This is a genomic window from Acidobacteriota bacterium (genome assembly GCA_016716435.1).
Taxonomy (GTDB): Bacteria; Acidobacteriota; Blastocatellia; order Pyrinomonadales; family Pyrinomonadaceae; genus OLB17.
Genome location: JADJWI010000007.1, coordinates 26,495 through 46,558, shown reverse-complemented (window position 1 = coordinate 46,558; position 20,064 = coordinate 26,495). Strand labels below are relative to the sequence as shown.

The 20,064-nt window shown below is 53.4% G+C and carries 12 protein-coding genes; 7 read left to right on the top strand and 5 right to left on the bottom strand.

Going from position 1 to position 20,064, the window contains the following annotated elements; all coding sequences use genetic code 11:
• Positions 1-39: 39 nt before the first annotated feature.
• Complete coding sequence (galU, locus tag IPM21_11075; protein ID MBK9164425.1) at positions 40-909, top strand: UTP--glucose-1-phosphate uridylyltransferase GalU; 870 nt, start codon at positions 40-42, stop codon at positions 907-909.
• On the opposite strand, the gene IPM21_11070 is transcribed toward galU, so the two are convergent.
• Entirely contained in the window at positions 906-2,105 is a 1,200-nt protein-coding gene (locus tag IPM21_11070) for an MFS transporter (GenBank protein MBK9164424.1), read from the bottom strand. The two genes, galU and IPM21_11070, sit on opposite strands and share 4 nt — an antisense overlap.
• 24 nt (positions 2,106-2,129) lie before the next feature.
• Complete coding sequence (locus tag IPM21_11065; protein ID MBK9164423.1) at positions 2,130-3,266, bottom strand: ABC transporter permease; 1,137 nt, start codon at positions 3,264-3,266, stop codon at positions 2,130-2,132.
• A 115-nt stretch (positions 3,267-3,381) separates the two neighbouring features.
• Between IPM21_11065 and ribB the strand changes: the two genes are divergently transcribed.
• The 3 genes from ribB to IPM21_11050 all read left to right on the top strand — a co-directional run bounded on the left by ribB (position 3,382) and on the right by IPM21_11050 (position 12,973).
• Entirely contained in the window at positions 3,382-4,512 is a 1,131-nt protein-coding gene (gene ribB / locus IPM21_11060; GenBank protein MBK9164422.1) for a 3,4-dihydroxy-2-butanone-4-phosphate synthase, read from the top strand.
• 26 nt (positions 4,513-4,538) lie between these two features.
• Positions 4,539-9,653 carry a translocation/assembly module TamB domain-containing protein gene (locus IPM21_11055; GenBank protein ID MBK9164421.1) on the top strand — a complete coding sequence of 1,705 codons (5,115 nt, stop codon included), beginning with the start codon at positions 4,539-4,541 and terminating at the stop codon, positions 9,651-9,653.
• Positions 9,654-9,733: 80 nt separating this feature from the next.
• The gene (locus IPM21_11050) at positions 9,734-12,973 is read left to right on the top strand and encodes a BamA/TamA family outer membrane protein (protein MBK9164420.1); all 3,240 of its coding nucleotides are present in this window, start codon (positions 9,734-9,736) and stop codon (positions 12,971-12,973) included.
• A 5-nt stretch (positions 12,974-12,978) separates the two neighbouring features.
• Here IPM21_11050 and IPM21_11045 read toward each other — a convergent pair whose 3' ends face one another.
• On the bottom strand, positions 12,979-15,522 hold the full coding sequence (locus IPM21_11045) for a diguanylate cyclase (GenBank protein MBK9164419.1): 2,544 nt from the start codon (positions 15,520-15,522) through the stop codon (positions 12,979-12,981).
• A 234-nt stretch (positions 15,523-15,756) separates the two neighbouring features.
• Between IPM21_11045 and IPM21_11040 the strand changes: the two genes are divergently transcribed.
• Positions 15,757-16,695, top strand: coding sequence for a VWA domain-containing protein (locus tag IPM21_11040; protein MBK9164418.1), 939 nt, complete (start codon positions 15,757-15,759; stop codon positions 16,693-16,695).
• A 32-nt stretch (positions 16,696-16,727) separates the two neighbouring features.
• On the opposite strand, the gene IPM21_11035 is transcribed toward IPM21_11040, so the two are convergent.
• Entirely contained in the window at positions 16,728-16,928 is a 201-nt protein-coding gene (locus tag IPM21_11035; protein MBK9164417.1) for a hypothetical protein, read from the bottom strand.
• A 144-nt stretch (positions 16,929-17,072) separates the two neighbouring features.
• Here IPM21_11035 and IPM21_11030 point away from each other — a divergent pair, with 144 nt between their 5' ends.
• Positions 17,073-18,005, top strand: coding sequence for a carbohydrate kinase family protein (locus IPM21_11030; protein ID MBK9164416.1), 933 nt, complete (start codon positions 17,073-17,075; stop codon positions 18,003-18,005).
• A 125-nt stretch (positions 18,006-18,130) separates the two neighbouring features.
• Entirely contained in the window at positions 18,131-19,348 is a 1,218-nt protein-coding gene (locus tag IPM21_11025) for a diguanylate cyclase (protein ID MBK9164415.1), read from the top strand.
• Between the two features lie 47 nt (positions 19,349-19,395).
• Here IPM21_11025 and IPM21_11020 read toward each other — a convergent pair whose 3' ends face one another.
• The gene (locus IPM21_11020; GenBank protein MBK9164414.1) at positions 19,396-20,061 is read right to left on the bottom strand and encodes a dienelactone hydrolase family protein; all 666 of its coding nucleotides are present in this window, start codon (positions 20,059-20,061) and stop codon (positions 19,396-19,398) included.
• Positions 20,062-20,064 lie beyond the last annotated feature (3 nt).

Below are 20,064 nucleotides of genomic sequence, written 5' to 3'. Positions count from 1 at the left end.
GTTTTCAAGGGCGCGACATCATAATTTAGCAGTCTTTTTATGGCTCAAACAATTCGTAAAGCTATTTTCCCGGCGGCCGGCCTCGGCACGCGATTTCTTCCAGCCACGAAAGCGTCACCGAAGGAAATGCTTCCGCTTGTGGATAAACCGCTTATTCAATATGCGGTTGAAGAGGCCGTGGCATCCGGTTGTGAATCGCTTTTGATCATCACAGGCCGTGATAAGAGCGCGATTGAGAACCACTTTGATATCTCCTTCGAGCTTGAGCAGTTGTTGAAAGAAAAGGGCAAGACGGAGTTGTTCGAACAGGTCCGCGCGATTTCGGAGATCGCGAGGATCAGCTACACGAGGCAAAAGCAGGCTCTCGGCTTGGGGCATGCGATCTATCAGGCAAAGGATTTCGTTGGCACCGAGCCCTTTGCCGCCTTGCTCGCCGATGATGTTGTTGATGCAGAGCGGCCGGCGTTGCGTCAGATGATGGACGTTTACGAAAAGTACGAAGCGCCCGTCATCGCGACAATGCAGGTTCCCGGCGAGGCAATTTCAAGGTTTGGTGTAATAGACGCGGAGGAGGTCGAGCCCGGCGTATTTAAGATCAAGGATATGGTCGAAAAGCCGGCCTATGCAGACGCGCCTTCCGATCTGGCGATCATCGGGCGATACATTTTCACTCCGGATATTTTCAATGCGATCGAGCGAACGAAACCCGGTGCAGGCGGGGAGATACAGATAACCGATGCGATGCGCATTTTGCTCAAGGAACGGCCATTTTATGCCGTGAAGCTCGTGGGCGCGCGCCATGATGCGGGTGACAAACTCGGCTTTCTCATTGCAACGGTCGAATACGCCCTAAAGCGAGAGGACCTCGGCGGCCCGTTCCGCGAATATTTGAAAAACTTGGAATTCTAGTTCTTCGTTCGGCGGCTGGCGATCACCACAATCGCAACCTGAAGACCAAACAACGAGACCGCCGCGGCGACAAGTATTAGCATTCCATAGCGCAGATCACCCGAGATTGATGAGACCGCTCCGATTCCCCACGTGACCGCTGTAGCTCCGATCGTTCCACATATGAACAGTGGCGTAGCCTTCCGAGCAGCCTCAGGCCCAAATGAGTTGTAGAACCGAGATACGTTGGTTGGGAAGATCCAAGACGTTCCTATGCCGGTGATCACCGATCCAATGTTCAATGTGCTCAGATCACCGGCGTTCAATACAAACCCGAGGCCAACTAATATAAGAGAAAGTCCGAGAGCGATCGCCTGATTCTCACTTAGATAGCGAAACAAGATCGGTCCAACCGCCCGACCCGCGACGAAGAACAGGAAGTACAGGAGCGTGGGGGAAACGACGGAGGTTACAGGCACACCCGCGATCCTTTCGGAATACGTTGTGATCCATCCGCCCATGCCGCTTTCGAAACCGACATGAACGAAATGAAATGCAGCGATTGCCCACGCAAGCGGCATCGCCCAGATGTGCGAGGTTTCGTTCTCATCCGATACCGGACGGCTCTCTCGCCTAGGAGATGCCCGTATGAGTGAGATAGCGACCGAACTTGTGGCGAGCGGGACGGCAAGACAGAGCGTTGTAAAAAGTAGTCCGTTGGATGCGTCCGAGGTCAGGTCGACGAATGGTTTCGCAGCGATGGCACCTGCTCCCCAATAAAAGTTGAGCAGGCTAAGTGCCGATGCCGTCCGGTGAAGATTCATCTCCAAAACCAATAGGTTAATTGCCGGAAGCGTAATGCCGATCCCGATTCCGTTGAGAACGAATCCCGCAAGAACAACCGAAAGATCGCCTGCGTTCATCATCAAGATGCCCGCCGCCATCGCGGCTGCCCCGAGTGCAGTTGCTTGCTTTAGCTTTGTTCGCCTGCCAAAGTAGCCGGAAATGAGAGTCCCGGCGACCGATCCAGCAAACTGTGCCGGAAAGAATAGTGCGAGCTGGCCATCGGTGAGTGAAAAGGTGCGTTCGAAATATGGGAGCACCTGACCGATCAGAACCGTGCCGATGCCGGAGAGAAAAAATACGATGTGAAGGATCGGACTTGCGAACCGACTCGTTTCGTCTTTTATTTCATCGAGATTTTCTTTGGCCGACATAATTTGAGAGACGCATTCCGACGATCAAATCTGACGCAAATTTGCCAAGGGTTTAACCCGAGCTGCTTTCATCGCGGGAAATAATCCGGCAAAGACCGAGAGAACAATCACTCCGGCGACCGTGAAGAGTGTTTCGATTGCATTTGATTCTACAGTTAACGCTCGCAACGGACTTCCTTCTGCAACCGTGAGAATAAAGGCCGTCGGGTCGGTCATCGCAAAAACCAAATAAAGCAGGGCGATTCCGGGCAGCGAACCGGATAAAGCGATCACGGCGGACTGGAGCAAGACCATCGAGGCAATTGAACTGCTTCGCAGTCCCATGGTTCGCAGAACGGAAATGTCATGGGAGCGTTCGCGGACGAGGACGGCAGTAGTAACCAGCAAACCAAGAATTCCGACTGCGGCGAGCAGCGACACAACTGTAAGAGCAAAACGCTTGGCGGATCGAATTGAGTCGAGTACGGCTAGATTCGACCGCTCCCAGGAGAGAACCTCAAACCCATTCCCGACAAGTGCCGCAACCTTTGCGGCGATGGTCTCAGATGACATTGGTTCGGCAAGGTGAACCTCGATCCCCTGCGGCGTGAACACCTCTTGACCAACGATCGCCGCATATTCTCGGGTCGAAACGGTTATCTGACCGGCATCTTCTTGGTAAAGGCCTGTGGAACTGATGCCGTTTGCACGGATCCGTACTCTTCGAAGTTTTCCGTCCTGTCCCAAAAGCAAGAGTTCTGCTTCTTCGCCGGCTGTGATCTGGAGCTTGCTTGCCAAGAGGTCACCGAACACAACGCCGGAATCCATATTCTCGTGCGTTTTCACCAAAACGAACTGAGACTGGCCATTGGCTGTAATCATCGCATTGGCCGACGAGGCGAAACGAGCATTCTGAACTCCGTTAACCGTCCCCACCAGAGCCTTTACGGTCTCGAGATCAGTGCTACTCACATCGCCAATGGGCGTAACGACGATGTGCGGTACAGACCTCGTCAGGGTCGAAATTAGTGACCTTTCAAATGCATTCGATAGTGTGAGAGCAAAAAGAAATGCGAAGACTCCGATGGCGATGATCAATGCGGCCCCTATCGTTGTAAAGCGCGCCAGACCGCCTCTTTTGAGGCTTAGAAAGCGGAGAGCGAGCTTTAGGACGAGCGGCATCGCCTCATTGTAAGGGCAGATGCTTCAATTGTTAACCGGGCCTGACGTTCGCAATGAACATGGAGTTTCGATAGAATCGCATTTTGGCCCCAAAGTTGAGATCTGAAAGTAATCAATGCCATTGAGCACCATAGAAGAAGCGGCAAATGATATCCGGGAAGGCCGGATGATCATCATTGTTGACGATGAGGACCGTGAAAATGAGGGTGACCTCGTTTGTGCGGCCGAAAAGGTCACGCCGGAAATGATCAACTTCATGGCTACCCATGGCCGCGGACTTATCTGCCTTCCGCTCACAGAAGAAAGGTGCGACGAGTTGAACCTTACGCCGCAGGCAACAGAAAACACGTCGAGCATGGGCACTGCTTTCACTATCTCGATCGAAGCCAGAGAGGGCGTAACGACCGGGATATCTGCCGCAGACCGGGCAAAAACGATCCTGACTGCTGTGGATCCGGCTACTAAGCCTTCAGACCTTGCAAGGCCGGGACATGTCTTCCCGCTAAGAGCTAAACGGGGCGGCGTATTGGTCCGCGTTGGGCAGACCGAAGCAAGCGTTGATATCGCAAGGATCGCAGGGCTTAACCCTTCTGCCGTTATCTGCGAGATAATGAATGACGATGGCACAATGGCCCGTATGCCTGAACTTGAGCGTTTTGCAGCTCTGCACGGTCTTAAGATCATTTCGGTCGCCGACCTTGTACGCTACAGAATGGAACGTGAACCGCTCGTCCGTCGTGTTGTCGAGGCCCTTGTGCCGACAACCTATGGTGAGTTCTCTGCTGTGATCTTTGAGAATCTGGTCAATGGGGAAACGCATGTTGGCCTGACCATGGGTGACATTTCGGATACAACTGAGCCTATATTGGTTCGCGTCCAAACGGAAAATGTGACCTTCGCCATGTTCGGATGCACATTAGGCGAAGCTGCACCGGCTATCAACAGTTCGTTAAAAAAGATCGCCGAAATCGGTCGGGGGGCGATCATTTATCTTCGCCAACGCGATAACCACCTGGACTTGGTCAATCAACTCCGCACGTATGCCGTGATGCAGGAAAAAGGTGTTGATTTCCAAAGTGCAAAACGCGAAACTGGTTATGGAAAGATTCACGATTATGGGATCGGTGCCCAAATATTGAAAGATCTTGGGATCAAGAAAATTCGGCTTTTGTCCGACCATCCCCCAAGGATCAATGCTCTTGAGGCCTTTGGCCTCGAGATAGTTGAGACAGTTGGCCTACAATAGGCCTGCTCTGTCTATTGGCTTTTAGAATGCCTGAGGAATTAGATACTCCGCACGACGCGGCTCTGCCGTCTGCACCCGACCCGCCCGCGAAGCGTACCTTTCTCGCCGGGAAATGGCTCCGGATCATAATGATCGGCGGCGGGGTATTCGTTCTGCTGATCGCCTTGATCGGCTTACTTCTATTCCGTGGTGGCGCGGCAGACACATACGTAAAGAACCAGTTTCGCGAAAAGATGGAGTATATGGGCATCGTTTTCGATGCCGATGTTTTCAGGCTTAATGCTTCCCCCCTTGAGCTGGAACTCAAAAACGCCACGTTCAACGACCGCGTGTCCGGAGAGAAGCTTTTCTTCATCCGAGATGCTCGTATAGGACTGACGATCCTCGATCTCTTTGCCTGGCAAGCTTCCCGGGAGATCTCTGTAGACTCTACCGAGATCTATGGGGCCGAGGTCTGGGTACGGTTCGATGAAAACGGACGGTCAAATTTCGCGAATATCGTTTCGGATGAGCGTGAATCGAGCCTGAGCTTCAAATACGATTCGATCAGCTTTTTGCTATTGGACTCCGTCGTTCACTTCAACGACGCATCACGAAAAATCGAGGCAGATGCCAGGAACCTTACGCTTAGCGTTAGGCCGACCGAAGAGCCACTTTTGGAGCGTCCTTCGCGATTTCTTTTCGAGCTGGAATCGACAGACTCTTTTCTCACGTACGACGGCAGCAGGTTAGAAGATGTTCGGATTCGGGCGACTGGGATCGCAGACCCTGAATCCGCGGATATTTCCGAGCTCCGTATCGATACCCCGATCGGTTACTCGATACTAAGCGGCCGGCTAATGGACTGGCAAAATTTTACCTACGACCTCAACATCGAATCATCGGTTGATTTGGCGCAAACCTCGACCATCTTTCCCCTTGGCACGACTCTTCGAGGCGTTGGCAATTTCAAGGGGCGAGTGGGCGGAACCGGGACTAACTACCGTGTCGAAGGCAATATCACCTCAGAAGCTTTGTCGGCGGACGGAGTTTACCTTCGCGCGGTCGATGTCGCGGCCACCGTTGCAGGCACAAATTCACAATACGAAGCGAATGGACAGGCCGTCGCTGAGCTTTTCACATTCGAGGATTTTCGCATCGAGTTTCCTCGTATTGCGGGCAACGTCCGGGGCACCGGCACGGATTTCCTTTGGGTTGGCGAACTTCAGGCAGCTGCTGCAAAATCGGGGTCCTTAACCCTCGGCGGGCTTTTTCTATCTGACGCTGTTGCTGAACTTCGGAACGGACGCCTGGATGCCTCGGCGGGAAATGGGCGAGCTCAAATGTTCTCGGTAGCGGATAATCGATTCACTGATTTCCGCTCCCAGGGCCTCCAGGTCTCAGTCGATGGCGGGACCACTTCACTCTCGGCTGCCGCCACGCAGGCAAATACGCTTCAGACCGATGATTACCGGATCGACGGCGTAAATGGGCGAAATATTCGAGTTCGGAATGCGGGCGAAACGACAACAGTCGATATCGATGGGCTTCAGGCTCGCGAGGCGAGCATTGGCGATGCTCGTTTGCGGAACCTGAAGGCACGCGATTTTGAGCTCAAGGACGTTCCGGACTCGACGGACCTAGCCCTCCGGGACCTAACGGCCGACCGGTTGGACTCGGGCAAAAACCGGGTCGAGGGCATCAAGGCGGACACCGTTTCCGTTAGAGGCGTCGGGCCGAACACAGTAGTTTATTCCGACCGCCTGAGGCTCGCTCGTGTTGATGCTGACGGCGTCGTTCTCGGTAGCCTCAATATCGCCGGGGTTCGGCTGACGATACGGGAGGGTAGGGTCGAGGCCCGGTCCGAAGATATCGACGCCGGAACGGTGACCCTGACTGAGAGTGAGTCCTTTCCTGAGGGCGGAACGATAGAAAATGTGGTCGCTGCACGACCGGTCTATGTTCTGGAGCCGTCAGGGAGATATCGGGCGACTGCGGATATGAGCATCGGCGGCGGGACGCTGGGCAGTATCAACCTCGGCTCAGCTCGCTCAAGTGTAGTTATCACGAACGAGCGTGCGGAGCTCAATGACCTCGTCGCTCAGGTGATGGATGGTGAGGTCGCGGGCCAGGCAACTATTGCTCTCAATTCGAGGGCCGACTCCAACTTCAGCGCTAATTTCACCTCGCTAGACATTTCGAAGTTGATCGCACTTCAGTCGGGCCGGATCGTTCCTATCGAAGGCCAAGCGACTGGACACGTAGATGTTTCGACGAGGGGAACCGACTTCCGAACTGCATCGGGTGATATCAACGCTGACATCGACGCTTCCGCAGGCGACGAAGCAAACGGGCGCATCCCATTAAAAGGATCCTTGAGGGTCAGAGCAGACCAAGGGCTTCTCAACGTCGAGGACGCTAAGCTCAACACCGGAAAAACTGAGCTCGCGGCAACCGGACGCTTCGATCTGCTTGGCTCGGATTCCGATCTTGCACTCACCCTTCGCTCGTCCGATGCATCCGAAACTGAGCGGATGCTCCGCATACTCGACGTCTCTCCCGGATTGACCGAACAACTGGATCTATATCGGGTGGTCTTAAGAGACGACCTGGCTTTCGACGGCAAAATCACCGGAAGCCTCGCCGAGCCTGAGTTCAAGGGAAACGTTGCGTTCGAATCGATCGCTCTGAGAGAACAAGAGCTGGGCCGCCTCTCCGCCAACATCGATGTCTCGGCGTTAGGGGTGTTCATTTCGGATGGCAAACTTCTCGAGGTCGAAGGCGGACAATTGGATTTCGAGGTTCAGATCCCAGCGGCCGGGCTGAACAATACATCAGTGACCGCTCAGCTCAATAACATCAGTGCGGGAAGGCTCCTGACCGCAATTCCAATAGATCTGCCTGAATCGCTACGAGCATTACGAGGGAACACCTCCGGTAAAGTTGAACTTCGCGGGCTTCCAAACCAATCCCAAGGTACGGTAGATATCGTTACGGTCAACGGCACTTTGAACGGCCAGCCTTTTGAAGAGTTGCGGGCAGATGCGAGGTTCGAGGGGACATCGATCATCGTCGACTCCGCTTCGATAGTCGCAGATGGCGGACGGGCGACCTTTAATGGTTTATACGACCGCACCACCTCTGAATTTAATGGTGAGTTGCTCGGCGAGAAAATCCCTGTGCCGCTTCTGACCGCTCTATTGCCGGTGAGCGAATCGCTCCCGGACGCAACGGGCACGATCGATTTTTCTGCAAGCGGGTCCGGAAATATAGAGCAGACCTCATCGATCCAGATCAAGTTCGAAGGCCGCGGCTCGAACATTGTTGTCAACGATAATGCTTTCGGTGAAGTACGATTCGAAGGCACAACCTCAGATCAAACGCTCAATGCTAGCCTGACGGCCGAATTGGCCGGCCGTCCGCAAGTTTTCCTTGCAAAACTTGACCTCAGCCAACGCGAATTGCCGGTTCGGGTCGAGCATACTCTCGATCAAAGCCCGCTTGGGCCCTTTTTTGCTCTTATCCCTCAGCTTAAGGGCTATTCGATCGGTGGCACCGGTACTGGAAAGGTCGAGTTCGGCGGGCCCTTAGCGTCGATAGACGACCGCGGGGATCGAACCTTTTCGACTGCCAACCTTTCGGGTGTCGCGAGTTTTTCACAATTGACCTTGCAGATACAGGAGTCGCCACTGACGGCACTCGAGCCCGTTCTCGTAAGGTTCTCGCCGTCTGAGATAACGTTTGAAAGCCTCAAGCTCGCTGGCGGAGGTTCAAATTTGGTGGTGTCTGGGACAAAGGCGTTAACCGACAACGGCTTGAACAATTTGGCGATCGATGGAAGGCTTAATCTCACTCTGCTTAACGCGTTTCCGGACATCGCCGCGGCCGACACGTTCTTTGGCGGAACTGCGGACGTTTCGGTCCGGCTTGCTGGGGTAAATCGTACAGCAAGGATAAATGGTACGGCGCAGCTCTCCAACGCGGCCGTAGCAACCTTCATCGGCCCGAGCAGACTTTCCGCGGATCGGATAACCGGAACCGTCAGATTCACAGCCGATCAGGCTCAATTCGATAACCTATCAGGCTATTTGGGAGGCGGTTCCTTTTCGGCCGGCGGCGGCTTGCTGTTCGGCGACAATTTGGCCATCCAGTCTTACCGGGTGTCGCTTACGGGTTCAAACGTTACAGTTCCGCTACCCGAAAATTTTGTGACCACCGGCGACGCTCGGCTCGATTTTACCGGGACGCGTGTGGGAACGGAGCTTCTCAGCGTGATCTCAGGTAACATCCTCGCTCGGCGAAGTGTCTACAGCCGGGACATAGAACTCGCTAGTGTTATCGGGGCTCGGCGTGAGGGTTCGCTCGGTGGCGGCGGAACGACGTCGGGCTTGGCTCCGCGCTTCAACCTGAACATCACCGGAAGAGATGCACTGATCGTTCGTAATAATATCGCCGATCTCACGGCCTCTGTCTCTCTTCAGCTCACCGGCACCACAAATAATCCAAGGATTGCGGGCAGGATAACGTCAACGAGCGGAACTATCCTGTTTCGTAACGACCGATATGTGATCCAACGCGGAGTTCTTGAATTCCCGCCCGACACCAACATTGACCCGGTGATCTTTCTCCAGGCTGAATCTGAGATAAATGGCTACCAGGTTTTCGTCAATCTGTCCGGCCCATTGACGGATACACAGGCCCTAACGGCCTCTGTTCGCTCGAACCCTGCCTTACCCGAACAGGATGTGATCTCGCTCATCACTACTGGAAGCCTCTCAAATACTTCGACTGGCATTCCGACACTCGCCTCGACCGGACTTAATACAGCGGCCGAAGTTTTGGCAGATTCGATCATTAACACTCCGGCCCGGCGGGCCACAGACCGTCTTTTCGGCTTGAATGTGTTCGAGATCGATCCGATCATTTCGGGTGAACGGCTTGACCCGTCCGCACGCCTGACCGTCGGTCGCCAGATCAATAATAACCTCCGTGTGACATATGCGACGAACCTCTCTCAGGATCAGAATCAGGTTATAGCGTTCGAGTACCGTGTTTCCGATCGGCTTTCCTTCGTCGCCCAGTACGAACAGCGTTCATTGAGTAACGTGACCCAAAACCGTGACAACGTGAGCTTTGAGGTTAGGTTCAGGAGGAGGTTTTGAACGGCCTGCTTTCGTCACCACTTTCCAGCCTTCAAATGATTGCCCGTCTTAAACGCCGGACTGGCTTAGGCGTGTTCGCGGTGTTGCTTCTTTTTGTGATTTTTTACGCTGAGGTTTCCGCGCAAGTTGAGCTCGACGGCCGGAGAATACAGAACGTCAAGATCGTTTTCGACGAACCTGCAGGCAACGATACCGATGTAGAACGATATAGACTTCTGGCGACGGCCGCTCTTGGAGAGACGTACTCGGCCATTCGGGTTCGCGATGCGATCGCGGCGATTTTCGACACCCGCATGGCAGAAACGATCACGGCCGAAACCCGAACGCTTGAGTCTGACCGAATTGATGTAATTTTCAGAATAAAACGGAGAACCGTTGCTCGGCGGGTCAACGTATCGATTACGGAAGGAACGAAGACAGGTGTTACGGAACAAGAACTGCTCTTGAGGTTAAACCTATTAGATCCCGGCATGACGGTCAGCGAACGCATCCTGCAAACAAATGCTGAAGTGCTGGTCGAGTATTTGCGCGACAGGGGGTTTTATCGGGCTGAAACAACATACGAGCAGATCCCGCTTCAGACGAACAATGAGGTCGCAATACTATTTAGGGTTTCGACCGGCCAAAAGGCCACGATCGAAAGTCTGAGCATCGACGTACAGGGTGCAGACAATGAGGCTCTTTTCCGCGGCCTTCGATTAAACGCCGGGGCCGAATATTCGCGAGCGAAGCTCGTCGCGGACGTTGAACGGCTCCGAACCAACCTACGCGACCAAGGATTTCTTGCTCCGCTGATCAATGAACCTCGATTGATCTACGATAGCGAAACCAACAAGGTTTCTGTCGAACTTCGCGGCTCAGCAGGACCGGAGGTCAAGGTCGTTGTAGTTGCCGAGGGATCCGGAGTTGGCGAAGGAACACAGAGACGACTTCTACCCGTAAAGCGGGAAGGAACCCTCGATTTTGCAGCGATCATTGAAGGAGAAAGAAGGCTAGAGAACCACTTTCAGGAACGCGGATATTTCTTCGCCAACGTGACGTCCGTGTGTTCGGTCGATCCGCCTCTTGTGGTCCCAACGGACGGCATGCCTTCGGAGTCAGCGTTCGTCTGCTCCTCGTTGAACAGTGCGGAACTTGCCGGTCAAAAGGTCAATATCAAATACTTGGTCGATCTCAATCGGCGACTCAAACTCGTAGAGATCCGGCTTCGGGGCACCGAACTTTTCGATATTGAAGAGATTAGGAGCGTTCTCGAATCTCAGGAGGCGAACATCCTCGGCTGGATTCCGATCTTCGGGTACGGTCGCGGGTACACGAGCCAACGACTTCTTGAAAGTGACGCAGCATTGATCCGGTCTCTTCTGCTCGAACTCGGCTACCGAAACGCAGAGGTTCGTGTTAATCAAGGTGTTTCGCTTGACGGTGAGAACCTGATCATCACCTTTGTGATAGACGAGGGTGTGCCGACGATCATTACCGAGGTGGAGATACGAGGGAATGCAGCGATATCCGATGATGAACTCTTGCGCCAGTTGCCCGAGTACGCCGGTCGAAATATCTCGATCGCTCGGGTGCGTAACGGCCAGCGGGCTCTTGCTACCCTCTACTCCGATCGTGGCTACTTCGACGCGAGTGTCAATTTCTCGTTTGATGAACTTCCGCCGGACCCCGACACCGGCTCGCCACGGTATAAGCTTATCTACAACATACAAAATGAAGGCAGGCCGGTAATTGCGAACCGCTTGCTAGTTGCCGGCAATGAACGAACCAAGACGAAAGCCATTGAACGCGCTGTGGCGGTTGAGCCCGGGGCTTTGCTAAGATCGGCAGATCTATACGCAAGCGAGCAAGCTCTTTACTCATCAGATGCATTCGATAGGGTGTCTATCACGACCCGCCCTGCCGGAGATGCTCCTGACGGTAAAAGACTTGCAGATGTTGTGATCGAGGTTCAAGAACAAAAGCCGCGGCTTTTGCAGTATGGTGCCGGATATTCAACCGACATTGGATGGAGCGGGTTTGCGGACATTCGCCACTTCAATTTGCTCGGAAACCTTTGGCAGGGTGGCACGAGCGTCCGGTGGAGTCAGCGGCGGCAGCTTTTTCAGATCGATTTCGTCAATCCGCGATTTCTGCCGGATCGAGAACGCAGGTTTGCTCCACTGACCATCTCAGCACAATATCAACGAGATTCGACGGTGACCCGGTTTTTCCGATCGGCCTTTGACCGAGGAACGTTCGGCATTGTCCAGAGACTTGATGAGGATGGAAATCCGATCGACGAATTTGGCCAGCCGGCCGGAAGCCCGACGCTCGATCGACTGACCCTTACAGCTGAAACATTTCGCACACTTAGCCTGAAAGATCGGTCCTTGTTTTTCTTAAAATATCGGTTCGAGAACGTAAGGCTGACTAATATCAATAGCCTGCTCATTGGCGACCTTTTGAAGCCCGATGACAGGATCCGCATTTCCGGTTTCGGGGCTACGTTCGTTCGCGATACGAGGAAGCGATGCGGTATCGAGTATTCGATTCTCGAGATCATTCAGCGAGGAGAACCGGGTGATCCGTGCAGATACAACGCGAGCGACCCCACCAACGGCGACTACTTCACGGCCGAGTACAACGTCTCGCTGCCAGCACTTGGAGCAAACATCGGATTCCATAAGTTCCAAGCCTCTTACAACTATTATTACACCTTCCCGAAGCTGAAAAACACCACCATCGCTGCCCGCGGTATCATCGGGGTTGCGAGTGTCTTCTCTAAACGCGCACGATTCTCATCGGACGAGTTTCCGGATCTGGAAGGCATACTCCCGATCAGTGAACGCTTCTTCGCCGGCGGTTCGACAACACTGCGTGGGTTCGATTTTGAGTCAGCAGGGCCGAGGGTGGTAGTGGTACCGCAGGGCGAGTTCCGGAACAGGGACGGCGAGTCCGTTTTTCTGGATCCCTTCACTGTTCCATTCGGAGGAAACGCACTTGCTATAGTTAATATCGAGGCTAGGTTGCCGCTCTCGAACACCGCGCGATTGGTGCCGTTTTACGACGGGGGGAACGTATTTCGGCGGCCAAGCGACATTTTCAAGCCTCCGTCGATCCCGGAAAGCGATACTTTCCGGCGCAATCTTCTGGCTCTATGGTCACATACGGTCGGTCTGGGATTCAGGCTCAAAACGCCAATTGGGGGTGAGTTTGCGATCGACTACGGCTATCTTTTGAACCCTCCGTCATTCATAATCCCACAGGGAAACAACCCACCGGCATTTTACCGACTCCCGCAGGGGCAGTTGCATTTTCGCTTCTCACAAGCCTTCTAAGCACGTCATTGTATAGGATCAGTTAAGATGACATGAGTCTCGGCTTTCCCGTGGCGTCTTTTCACTCTACGTGCCCGATCTCCTATTTTGACCGAGCCACCGCGGCCAGGCTCGGCGGCTTGGAGTCTGTCGTGTATCGACTCGACGTCAACGAACATATCTGCCCCCATTCGTCGCAAACGGTTCCGTTCTTTCGCTCGGTACATTTCGCGGTCTGCGACCTCTATAAGTTCGTCGAACGTCTGGCCGGACGATGGGTAACTCGCCGCCCCGATACTGATCCCTACGTTTGCCGCGCCGCCTTCGTCGATCAATTCGAAGGCCGCGACTTCTTCTTCGATCCTGCGGGACAGGTTTCGAACGAATTCCGGGTCGGTCTCCGAAACAATGGCCACGAACTCGTCGCCGCCGTATCGGGCTAGAAAATCGTAGTCCCTGAGCTGTTCGCGGATCACGTTGCCGATTCCTCGGAGCATTGCATCTCCAAATTTGTGACCGAATGTGTCATTCACTTTCTTGAAGCCGTCCAGGTCCAATATGAGCAGTTGAAAGCTGGTGCCGCTCCGTCCGGCCCGCTGGACCTCTCTTGCGAACTCTCCGATGAGGGCTCGCGAGTTCGGAAGTCCCGTCAACGCATCGGTCAGAGCATGCAACTGTGTTTCGGCGTGCACGAGTGCCTTCTCGATGGCGTCCGCGGCCAGCTTCGATGCTGTCTCGAAAATACGCAAGTGCTCGTCCTCAAAGCTTTCGATCTTGGAGGCATATAGCGAAACAACACCGATGAGTCGGTCGCCGGCGACCAAAGGAACGGCCGCCATGGTTCTGAACGAAGCTGCAATGTCAGCACCGGTGAAAGCAAAATCGAGCGCTGGGTCGACATTGCTAACTGACTTTCGCGAACGCAGGGCGAATCCCGTCGCCCCTTCTCCGGAAACAAGCCTGCGACCCGAAATCTCGGATGCGTGTAGCCCGTTTACATGGACAGCCTTCGCAGTTTCGTCATTGGACTCTTTGAGATATATCGCACAGGTGTCGTAAGGGATAAACCCTGCGAGTTTCGCTGCAAGTAGTTCCAACGTCTCCGATAATTTAAGAGCGCCGCTGAAGTCGCGTGCAAGGGAAAACAAAGTGAACGCCTCGTGATTGGCTCTTTTGATCTGGTCGATAAATGTGGGGTTCACCGACCCGTCGATACTTAGGTCGGCGATCTCTTTTCGCGATTCGATGGCGTGAGGGCTTAGACCGCTCGCTTCGATCTCGGCATCAAAAATGTCAAGATTTCGAAGAAATATCTCGGTCAACATTGGATCGAACTTGCTTCCTGCAAGCGTACGAATGGTCTTTATCGCTGTTTGCCGCGACAAGGCCTTTCGATATGGCCGATCCCCTTGCAGTGTGTCGAACATGTCCGCGATCGCGATTATCCTAGCTGTTACAGGTATCTTTCGCCCCCTAAGTCCTTCAGGATAGCCGCTCCCATCCCAAGCCTCGTGATGATACTTGACCGTCGGGACGACCGGGTAGGGAAAGCCCACGGTTTCGAGAATGGACGCGCCGACGGAACAATGTATCTTTGTCTTTTCGGCTTCGGCGGGCGTAAGCCCATCAGGCTTATTCAAAATATGATCGGGAACCGCAAGCTTCCCGATGTCATGCAGTAAGGCTCCCATTTTCAATGCGTTTATATCATTTTCGGCAAGGCCCAGAATTCTTCCGAGCCCAACAGCGTAGATCTGCGTCCTTCGTACATGACCAAGTCCGACCTGATCTCGCGCGTCGATCGCCGTCGCCAAGGCCTCGACCGTAGCAAGATGTAACCTACTTGCCTCCTTTATCTCTGCAGTTTTCGCTTCAAGGCTCCGCACGTGCATCCGATGGCCGATCTTCACCGCCACAGCGATCGGTACCGCTAGCCAGGCCAATTCGAGTCCGAAGTGATTGACCGCGAGAACGAGAAGAAGTGTCGAAACCACTGCGAGGATCGTCCGCCGGGCGACGAGACTCGGCCTATCGCGGTTGAGACCAACGCTACCTGCAGGAACTGATTCATTGCGTAGCCCAGTTGTTAGAACGGTTGCAAGAAAGAAAACCGCTGCCATCACCAGAATCGAAAGGATCATTTCGACCGGGACCATGCCGTTACCAAGAGCTGCTGCTTCGGGATTATTTCGAAAGTTCGTCGCTGCCAGCGTGTAAGAGCGTGCTGAAACAGCTACCACAAGAGCCTCTGCTGCGAGATCATGAACGTTCGGAGCTGCGTTATCTTGGGCCTCTGCTAACTCAGAAAGCGAGGCCGCGAGCATAACCAGCACAGCTCCGGGGACTCCGAGCCAGACCACGGACCAGAAGGTAATGATCAACTTCGGGTCCAATGCGATGCTCGTCGCCGGGATCGTCAACTTGAACCGGCCGATCATTGCAGCGATCAGGCATGACGCAACCAGCAACGTGAAGTCAGGAAAGCTGAATGAAAGTGCCTCCGTAATAGCAAAAACGATCGCAAGAACCCCTGCGGCCAAAATGACCAACTCTATCTTTGAATCTCCCAATCCAATTCTTAAGGCTCTCGTCGGCATACGAAGCGACCGCAAACTCCCGCTTCAACATATTCAAATTATGTGCCGTCCTTTCCGGTTCCGCCCGAGCCCGCAGAAAAAGGGTTTCGATGAGGTAAAGAGATAGATATACTATTAAAAGGATCAGATTGACCGATTAAGATGACCCGCTTCGATCAAATTGGCATTGTGATAAGTTCGATATCTTCCCGAGAATTTAATCTCGGGATGGTAACGCGTTTGACGTGTCTCATTCTGTTTGTTTCGATGACGGGCTTTGGCCAACGCGATGAGCCTATTCGGGTACAGACTGAACTTGTGGGCTTTGAAGTAAAAGCGACGGATAAAGACGGCAGGCCGGTGAGCGGACTTACGGCAGACCGTTTCCGCGTTTTCGAGAACGGAACAGAGCGAAAGATCGACTTTTTTCAGCCGATGTCCCGTCCGATCGGGAATCGACCGCTAGCGGTCGTTTTTGCCCTTGATGTATCCGGCAGTATGACGGAAGCGGAACTTGAACGCCTTCGATCTTCACTTAGCGAGTTCGTTCGCAGGCTCGAAGGCCCGGAGGCTTACTTTTCAGTGATCACGTTCGCGATGAATGTGAAGACCGTAGTGCCGTTCACAAACCGACGACAACGACTAGACGAAAGACTCGGGCGGCTTCGGCATGATCGGGAGGGGCTTTCGACACACGCCTACGATGCAATCGATGCTGCAGTCAGGTCTATCGTGAGAAACGGTCCGAAAATAGCTCCTGGTCAGATCCCGCAGCGGGCGGTGATCGTCATCACGGATGGGTTTCCTGTTGGAGATGTCGTCTCATCGAAAACAGTAATCGAACGTGCGAACAAAGCCGGAGTGAGTGTACACTCCGTGATCCTTCCGTCTTTTTCGCGAGTCGGTCGAAACAGGACACCCATCATCACACCTTTCGAAGCGAGTGGGCTCACGGAGGCGACGGGAGGTATAAGCATTGTGGCCACAGAAAAGAACCTCGATCCAATACTTTCGCGGCTAGCAGCGGCGATCGACGAATCGTACGTAATAGCCCTCTATCCGACCCGGGATCCGGGCTTAGGGACCGGGTTTCAAACAGTCACGATAGAATCGACGGATGGATACGAGATAAAGCAGAACCGATCTGGCTACCTGATCCGGGAGTAACAGGCATAACTTCGCAAAAGGGTTTGTCAGCGTCAGTCGTACGAATCGTAGCCCTCGTCCTCATCGTCAAGCTCGTCGTCCTCTGAATCAGTCTTGAGGTCGAGTTCAATAGGATCAAGACCGACGACGAGAAGGTCGGAACCGCATTCTTCGCAATTCACCTTGTCGCCCTGCTCGGCGTCAGCTTCAACATAAACTTCTTCGTCACACTCTGGGCAGATCGCAGTTGGCATTTTCGTTTTACTCCGGATGTTAGTTAAGCTATGTACTTGCTTTCAGTTCGTACTACCGACGTCTCAAATTTACCCTCTCGCAGCTCAACTAAGCAAGAATGGTTGACGAGATTTTGAGGAAGTCGCATAGAAGTGTAACCCCAAATGCAACTGCCATTTCAGCTTCGTAACTCGGCCAGATTTGACGTTGCCGGCTTCGGAACAAACGCCGTCGATTTTTTGATCACAGTTCCGAACTATCCCGAGTTCGGATCCAAAGTTGAACTTGATCATTACCGTCGTTTCCCCGGCGGCGAGGTCGCGACGACGCTCTCAGGCTTGCAGCGACTTGGATTAACGACCGCATACGCGGGGCGGTTCGGCGATGATGATGCCGGAGACTTTGGGATCGAAAGCCTCCGGATAGAAGGCGTTGACATTTCCGAGTGCGAACGGATTCCAAATGCCTCGACTCAGATCGCCTTCATAATTATCGATGCGGACAGCGGTGAGCGTACCGTTCTCTGGAAGCGTGACGAACGGTTGAAATTCAGTGAAGCGGACGCCCCTACCGACCTTGCTCAGCAGGCAAAGATCTTGCATCTAACCCCACATGATGGAAAAGCGTGCGTCGATATGGCGAAGGCGGCACAGAGCTCCGGGACGATAGTTTCCGTCGACATGGACAACATTTTCGAAGCGACAGATGAGCTACTTAGGCTAACCGACATACTTGTCGTTTCGTCTGATCTGCCTAGAAAGCTTTTCGGTATCTCGAACACCCAGGATGCGTTGCGAAAGCTGCACGAGAGAAGTGGTGCCGCCTTGGTCGGCATTACTTTAGGCTCGGCCGGTTCCACACTGCTTTGCGGAGATCAGTTTGTTGAGACCGCGGGCTTTCCGGTGCCGGGGATCTGTCGGGACACGACCGGAGCCGGTGATGCTTTCCGTTCCGGGCTTCTTTACGGAGTTCTTACGGGTCAGGACATTGAAACTTGTGCCCGAATGGCGAATGCGGTTGCAGCACTTAACTGCCGCGAGGTGGGCGCCCGCACCGCTTTGCCGGTTCTTGCAGAGCTCGAGGAACTGTTACGTTGAGAAAAGTGTAGACGAATCCATCACCATTATTTTATAATACCGGTAACGCTTCGGCGTTCCTTCCTAATCATCCTCCCTTCGCAATCCATTCAAGACCCTTCTTTAAGGCTAATTTTCTAGCCCATATGGAATCAAAATTCACACTGCTGATTCAGCTGAATAGTGTTTTTCTAATAACGATCCTCTCGCTTTTTTTGCGGCGGTCGCTGCAGCTCACGGCGCTCAAATATTGGGCCGTGGCTTGGCTCTGTCAATCGTTTGCCCTTATCTCGCTTCGACTGGCTTTTGATTTCGATGAGTTCGGATCAATGCTCTTCACCTACTACTTCCTGGGCGAGTATATATTTGGGTTCCTGTTGATCTCGGGTTGCAAGACTTTGGAGAGCGACTTCGAACTCTCGGCAAAGCACGAGGCTGCTATCGTGCCGTTTGTTGCCATCGCCATCATCCTCCCGTTGCTATCCCCGGAGTTTAACGAAGTGCTTCCGATCCATGCGATCATTCTGGTCGGATTCTATGTCTTTAGTTTCGTAATGCTCAGTCGGCTTGAAGCGCGCACCTTTGGGTGGAAGGTGATGCGGGTTTCTCTCGTACTTCTAGCGATTCAAGCGGTTGGCTATTTCGCTGTTTCCCTCGCCGGATCCGGATTCCCGCTAAAAAGCGAGTTACTCATTTACGCGCCTATGGTAACGATGGTCCTCCAGACGGCTCTTGGATTCGGAATGGTCATCATTTTGCTGGAAAAAGTGCTGCGGCGGGCCGAGGACGCAAATGTTGAGCTTGAGAAAACGAAACGAACGCTTGAAGAACTTGTACACACAGACCCACTCACCGCTGCACTAACGCGTCATGCGTTTTACGGTTTCGTTCGCCAAGGAAATTCGGAAGGAGCAACGGTCGCCGGCTGTGTTGGCTTTTTTGATATTGACGGCCTCAAAGCAATAAACGATTGTTATGGCCACGCGGCCGGCGATTCGACCATCCGGATGGTAGTGGGGTCAATACGGTCTCTAATGCGAGCCGAGGATCTTATCTATCGGTGGGGTGGCGATGAGTTTTTCGTCATCATGGTAAGCATGAACGACGAAATGGCGGAGCTTCGGATGAACCGTTTAGAGAATCTCCTTCGAGGAGTGACAATTGATGGTATTGATCAGCCGATCGACATTAAAGTCTCATGGGGGTTCACTAATTTTGATTCGATCGATCGCCTCGAGCAGGCAATTGCCGCCGCGGATCAAAATATGTTTCAGCGTAAGCGGCAACGAAAAGAACGAAATTCGTTAGACAGGATCCCAAATCCAGATGGCGATCAAGTGTACGAACTTGACCTGAATATGTAAGGCACCACCTATTAAGATTCGCTACCGGCGGTTACGCTCCGCAGCAACTAGAGTTTTGAGCCAAAGAAAGCGATCGCGTGTGCCCAGGCGTTCTGTGCCGCAGTTTCGTCGAATACCTCCGGCCGCGTATCATTGAAGAAAGCATGATCGGCGTCGTATTTGAACGACTCCAACGGAAGTTCATACTTCTCCGCTGCCTTCTCAAGTTCCAGGACCTTTTCGGGCGTGATCCATCCGTCTCGCGTTCCTGAGACAAAGACAGTTGGGACTTTCAACTTTCTTAGAACTGCTTCCTCGGGAATATCACCGTAAAACGGGACAGCCGCCGCAAAGCCTTCAACTTCACACGCAGCACGAAGGGCAAATGTCCCGCCCATGCAAAATCCGGTGATGCCGAAACGCGAGATGTCATATTCCTTGCGAGCGGTCAATATCGTCTGCCGGATAGTATCGAGGCCATCCTCGATCGCCAATTCGTGCATCATCTTCGAAGCACTTTCAGGGTCGGTGGCTACCCGGCCGCGATAAAGGTCGGGAGCGATCGCAGTAAAGCCCTCCGCTGCATAACGGCCAGCAATATCTTTGATGTGCTCGTTAAGTCCCCACCATTCATGAATGACCACTACGGCCTTACCATTTCCGTTTTGAGGAACTACGACATAGGCCGATGTATCTCCATTCGATGTAGAAAATTCTAAAGTCTCAGTCTTCATAAA

Bases quoted from the DNA above. Each gene is read 5' to 3' on its own strand.
- IPM21_11040 (MBK9164418.1), top strand. From the start codon at position 15,757: ATGGTAACGCGTTTGACGTGTCTCATTCTGTTTGTTTCGATGACGGGC.
- galU (MBK9164425.1), top strand. From the start codon at position 40: ATGGCTCAAACAATTCGTAAAGCTATTTTCCCGGCGGCCGGCCTCGGC.
- IPM21_11055 (MBK9164421.1), top strand. From the start codon at position 4,539: ATGCCTGAGGAATTAGATACTCCGCACGACGCGGCTCTGCCGTCTGCA.
- IPM21_11035 (MBK9164417.1), bottom strand. From the start codon at position 16,928: ATGCCAACTGCGATCTGCCCAGAGTGTGACGAAGAAGTTTATGTTGAA.
- IPM21_11025 (MBK9164415.1), top strand. From the start codon at position 18,131: ATGGAATCAAAATTCACACTGCTGATTCAGCTGAATAGTGTTTTTCTA.
- IPM21_11030 (MBK9164416.1), top strand. From the start codon at position 17,073: ATGCAACTGCCATTTCAGCTTCGTAACTCGGCCAGATTTGACGTTGCC.
- IPM21_11020 (MBK9164414.1), bottom strand. From the start codon at position 20,061: ATGAAGACTGAGACTTTAGAATTTTCTACATCGAATGGAGATACATCG.
- IPM21_11070 (MBK9164424.1), bottom strand. From the start codon at position 2,105: ATGTCGGCCAAAGAAAATCTCGATGAAATAAAAGACGAAACGAGTCGG.
- ribB (MBK9164422.1), top strand. From the start codon at position 3,382: ATGCCATTGAGCACCATAGAAGAAGCGGCAAATGATATCCGGGAAGGC.
- IPM21_11065 (MBK9164423.1), bottom strand. From the start codon at position 3,266: ATGCCGCTCGTCCTAAAGCTCGCTCTCCGCTTTCTAAGCCTCAAAAGA.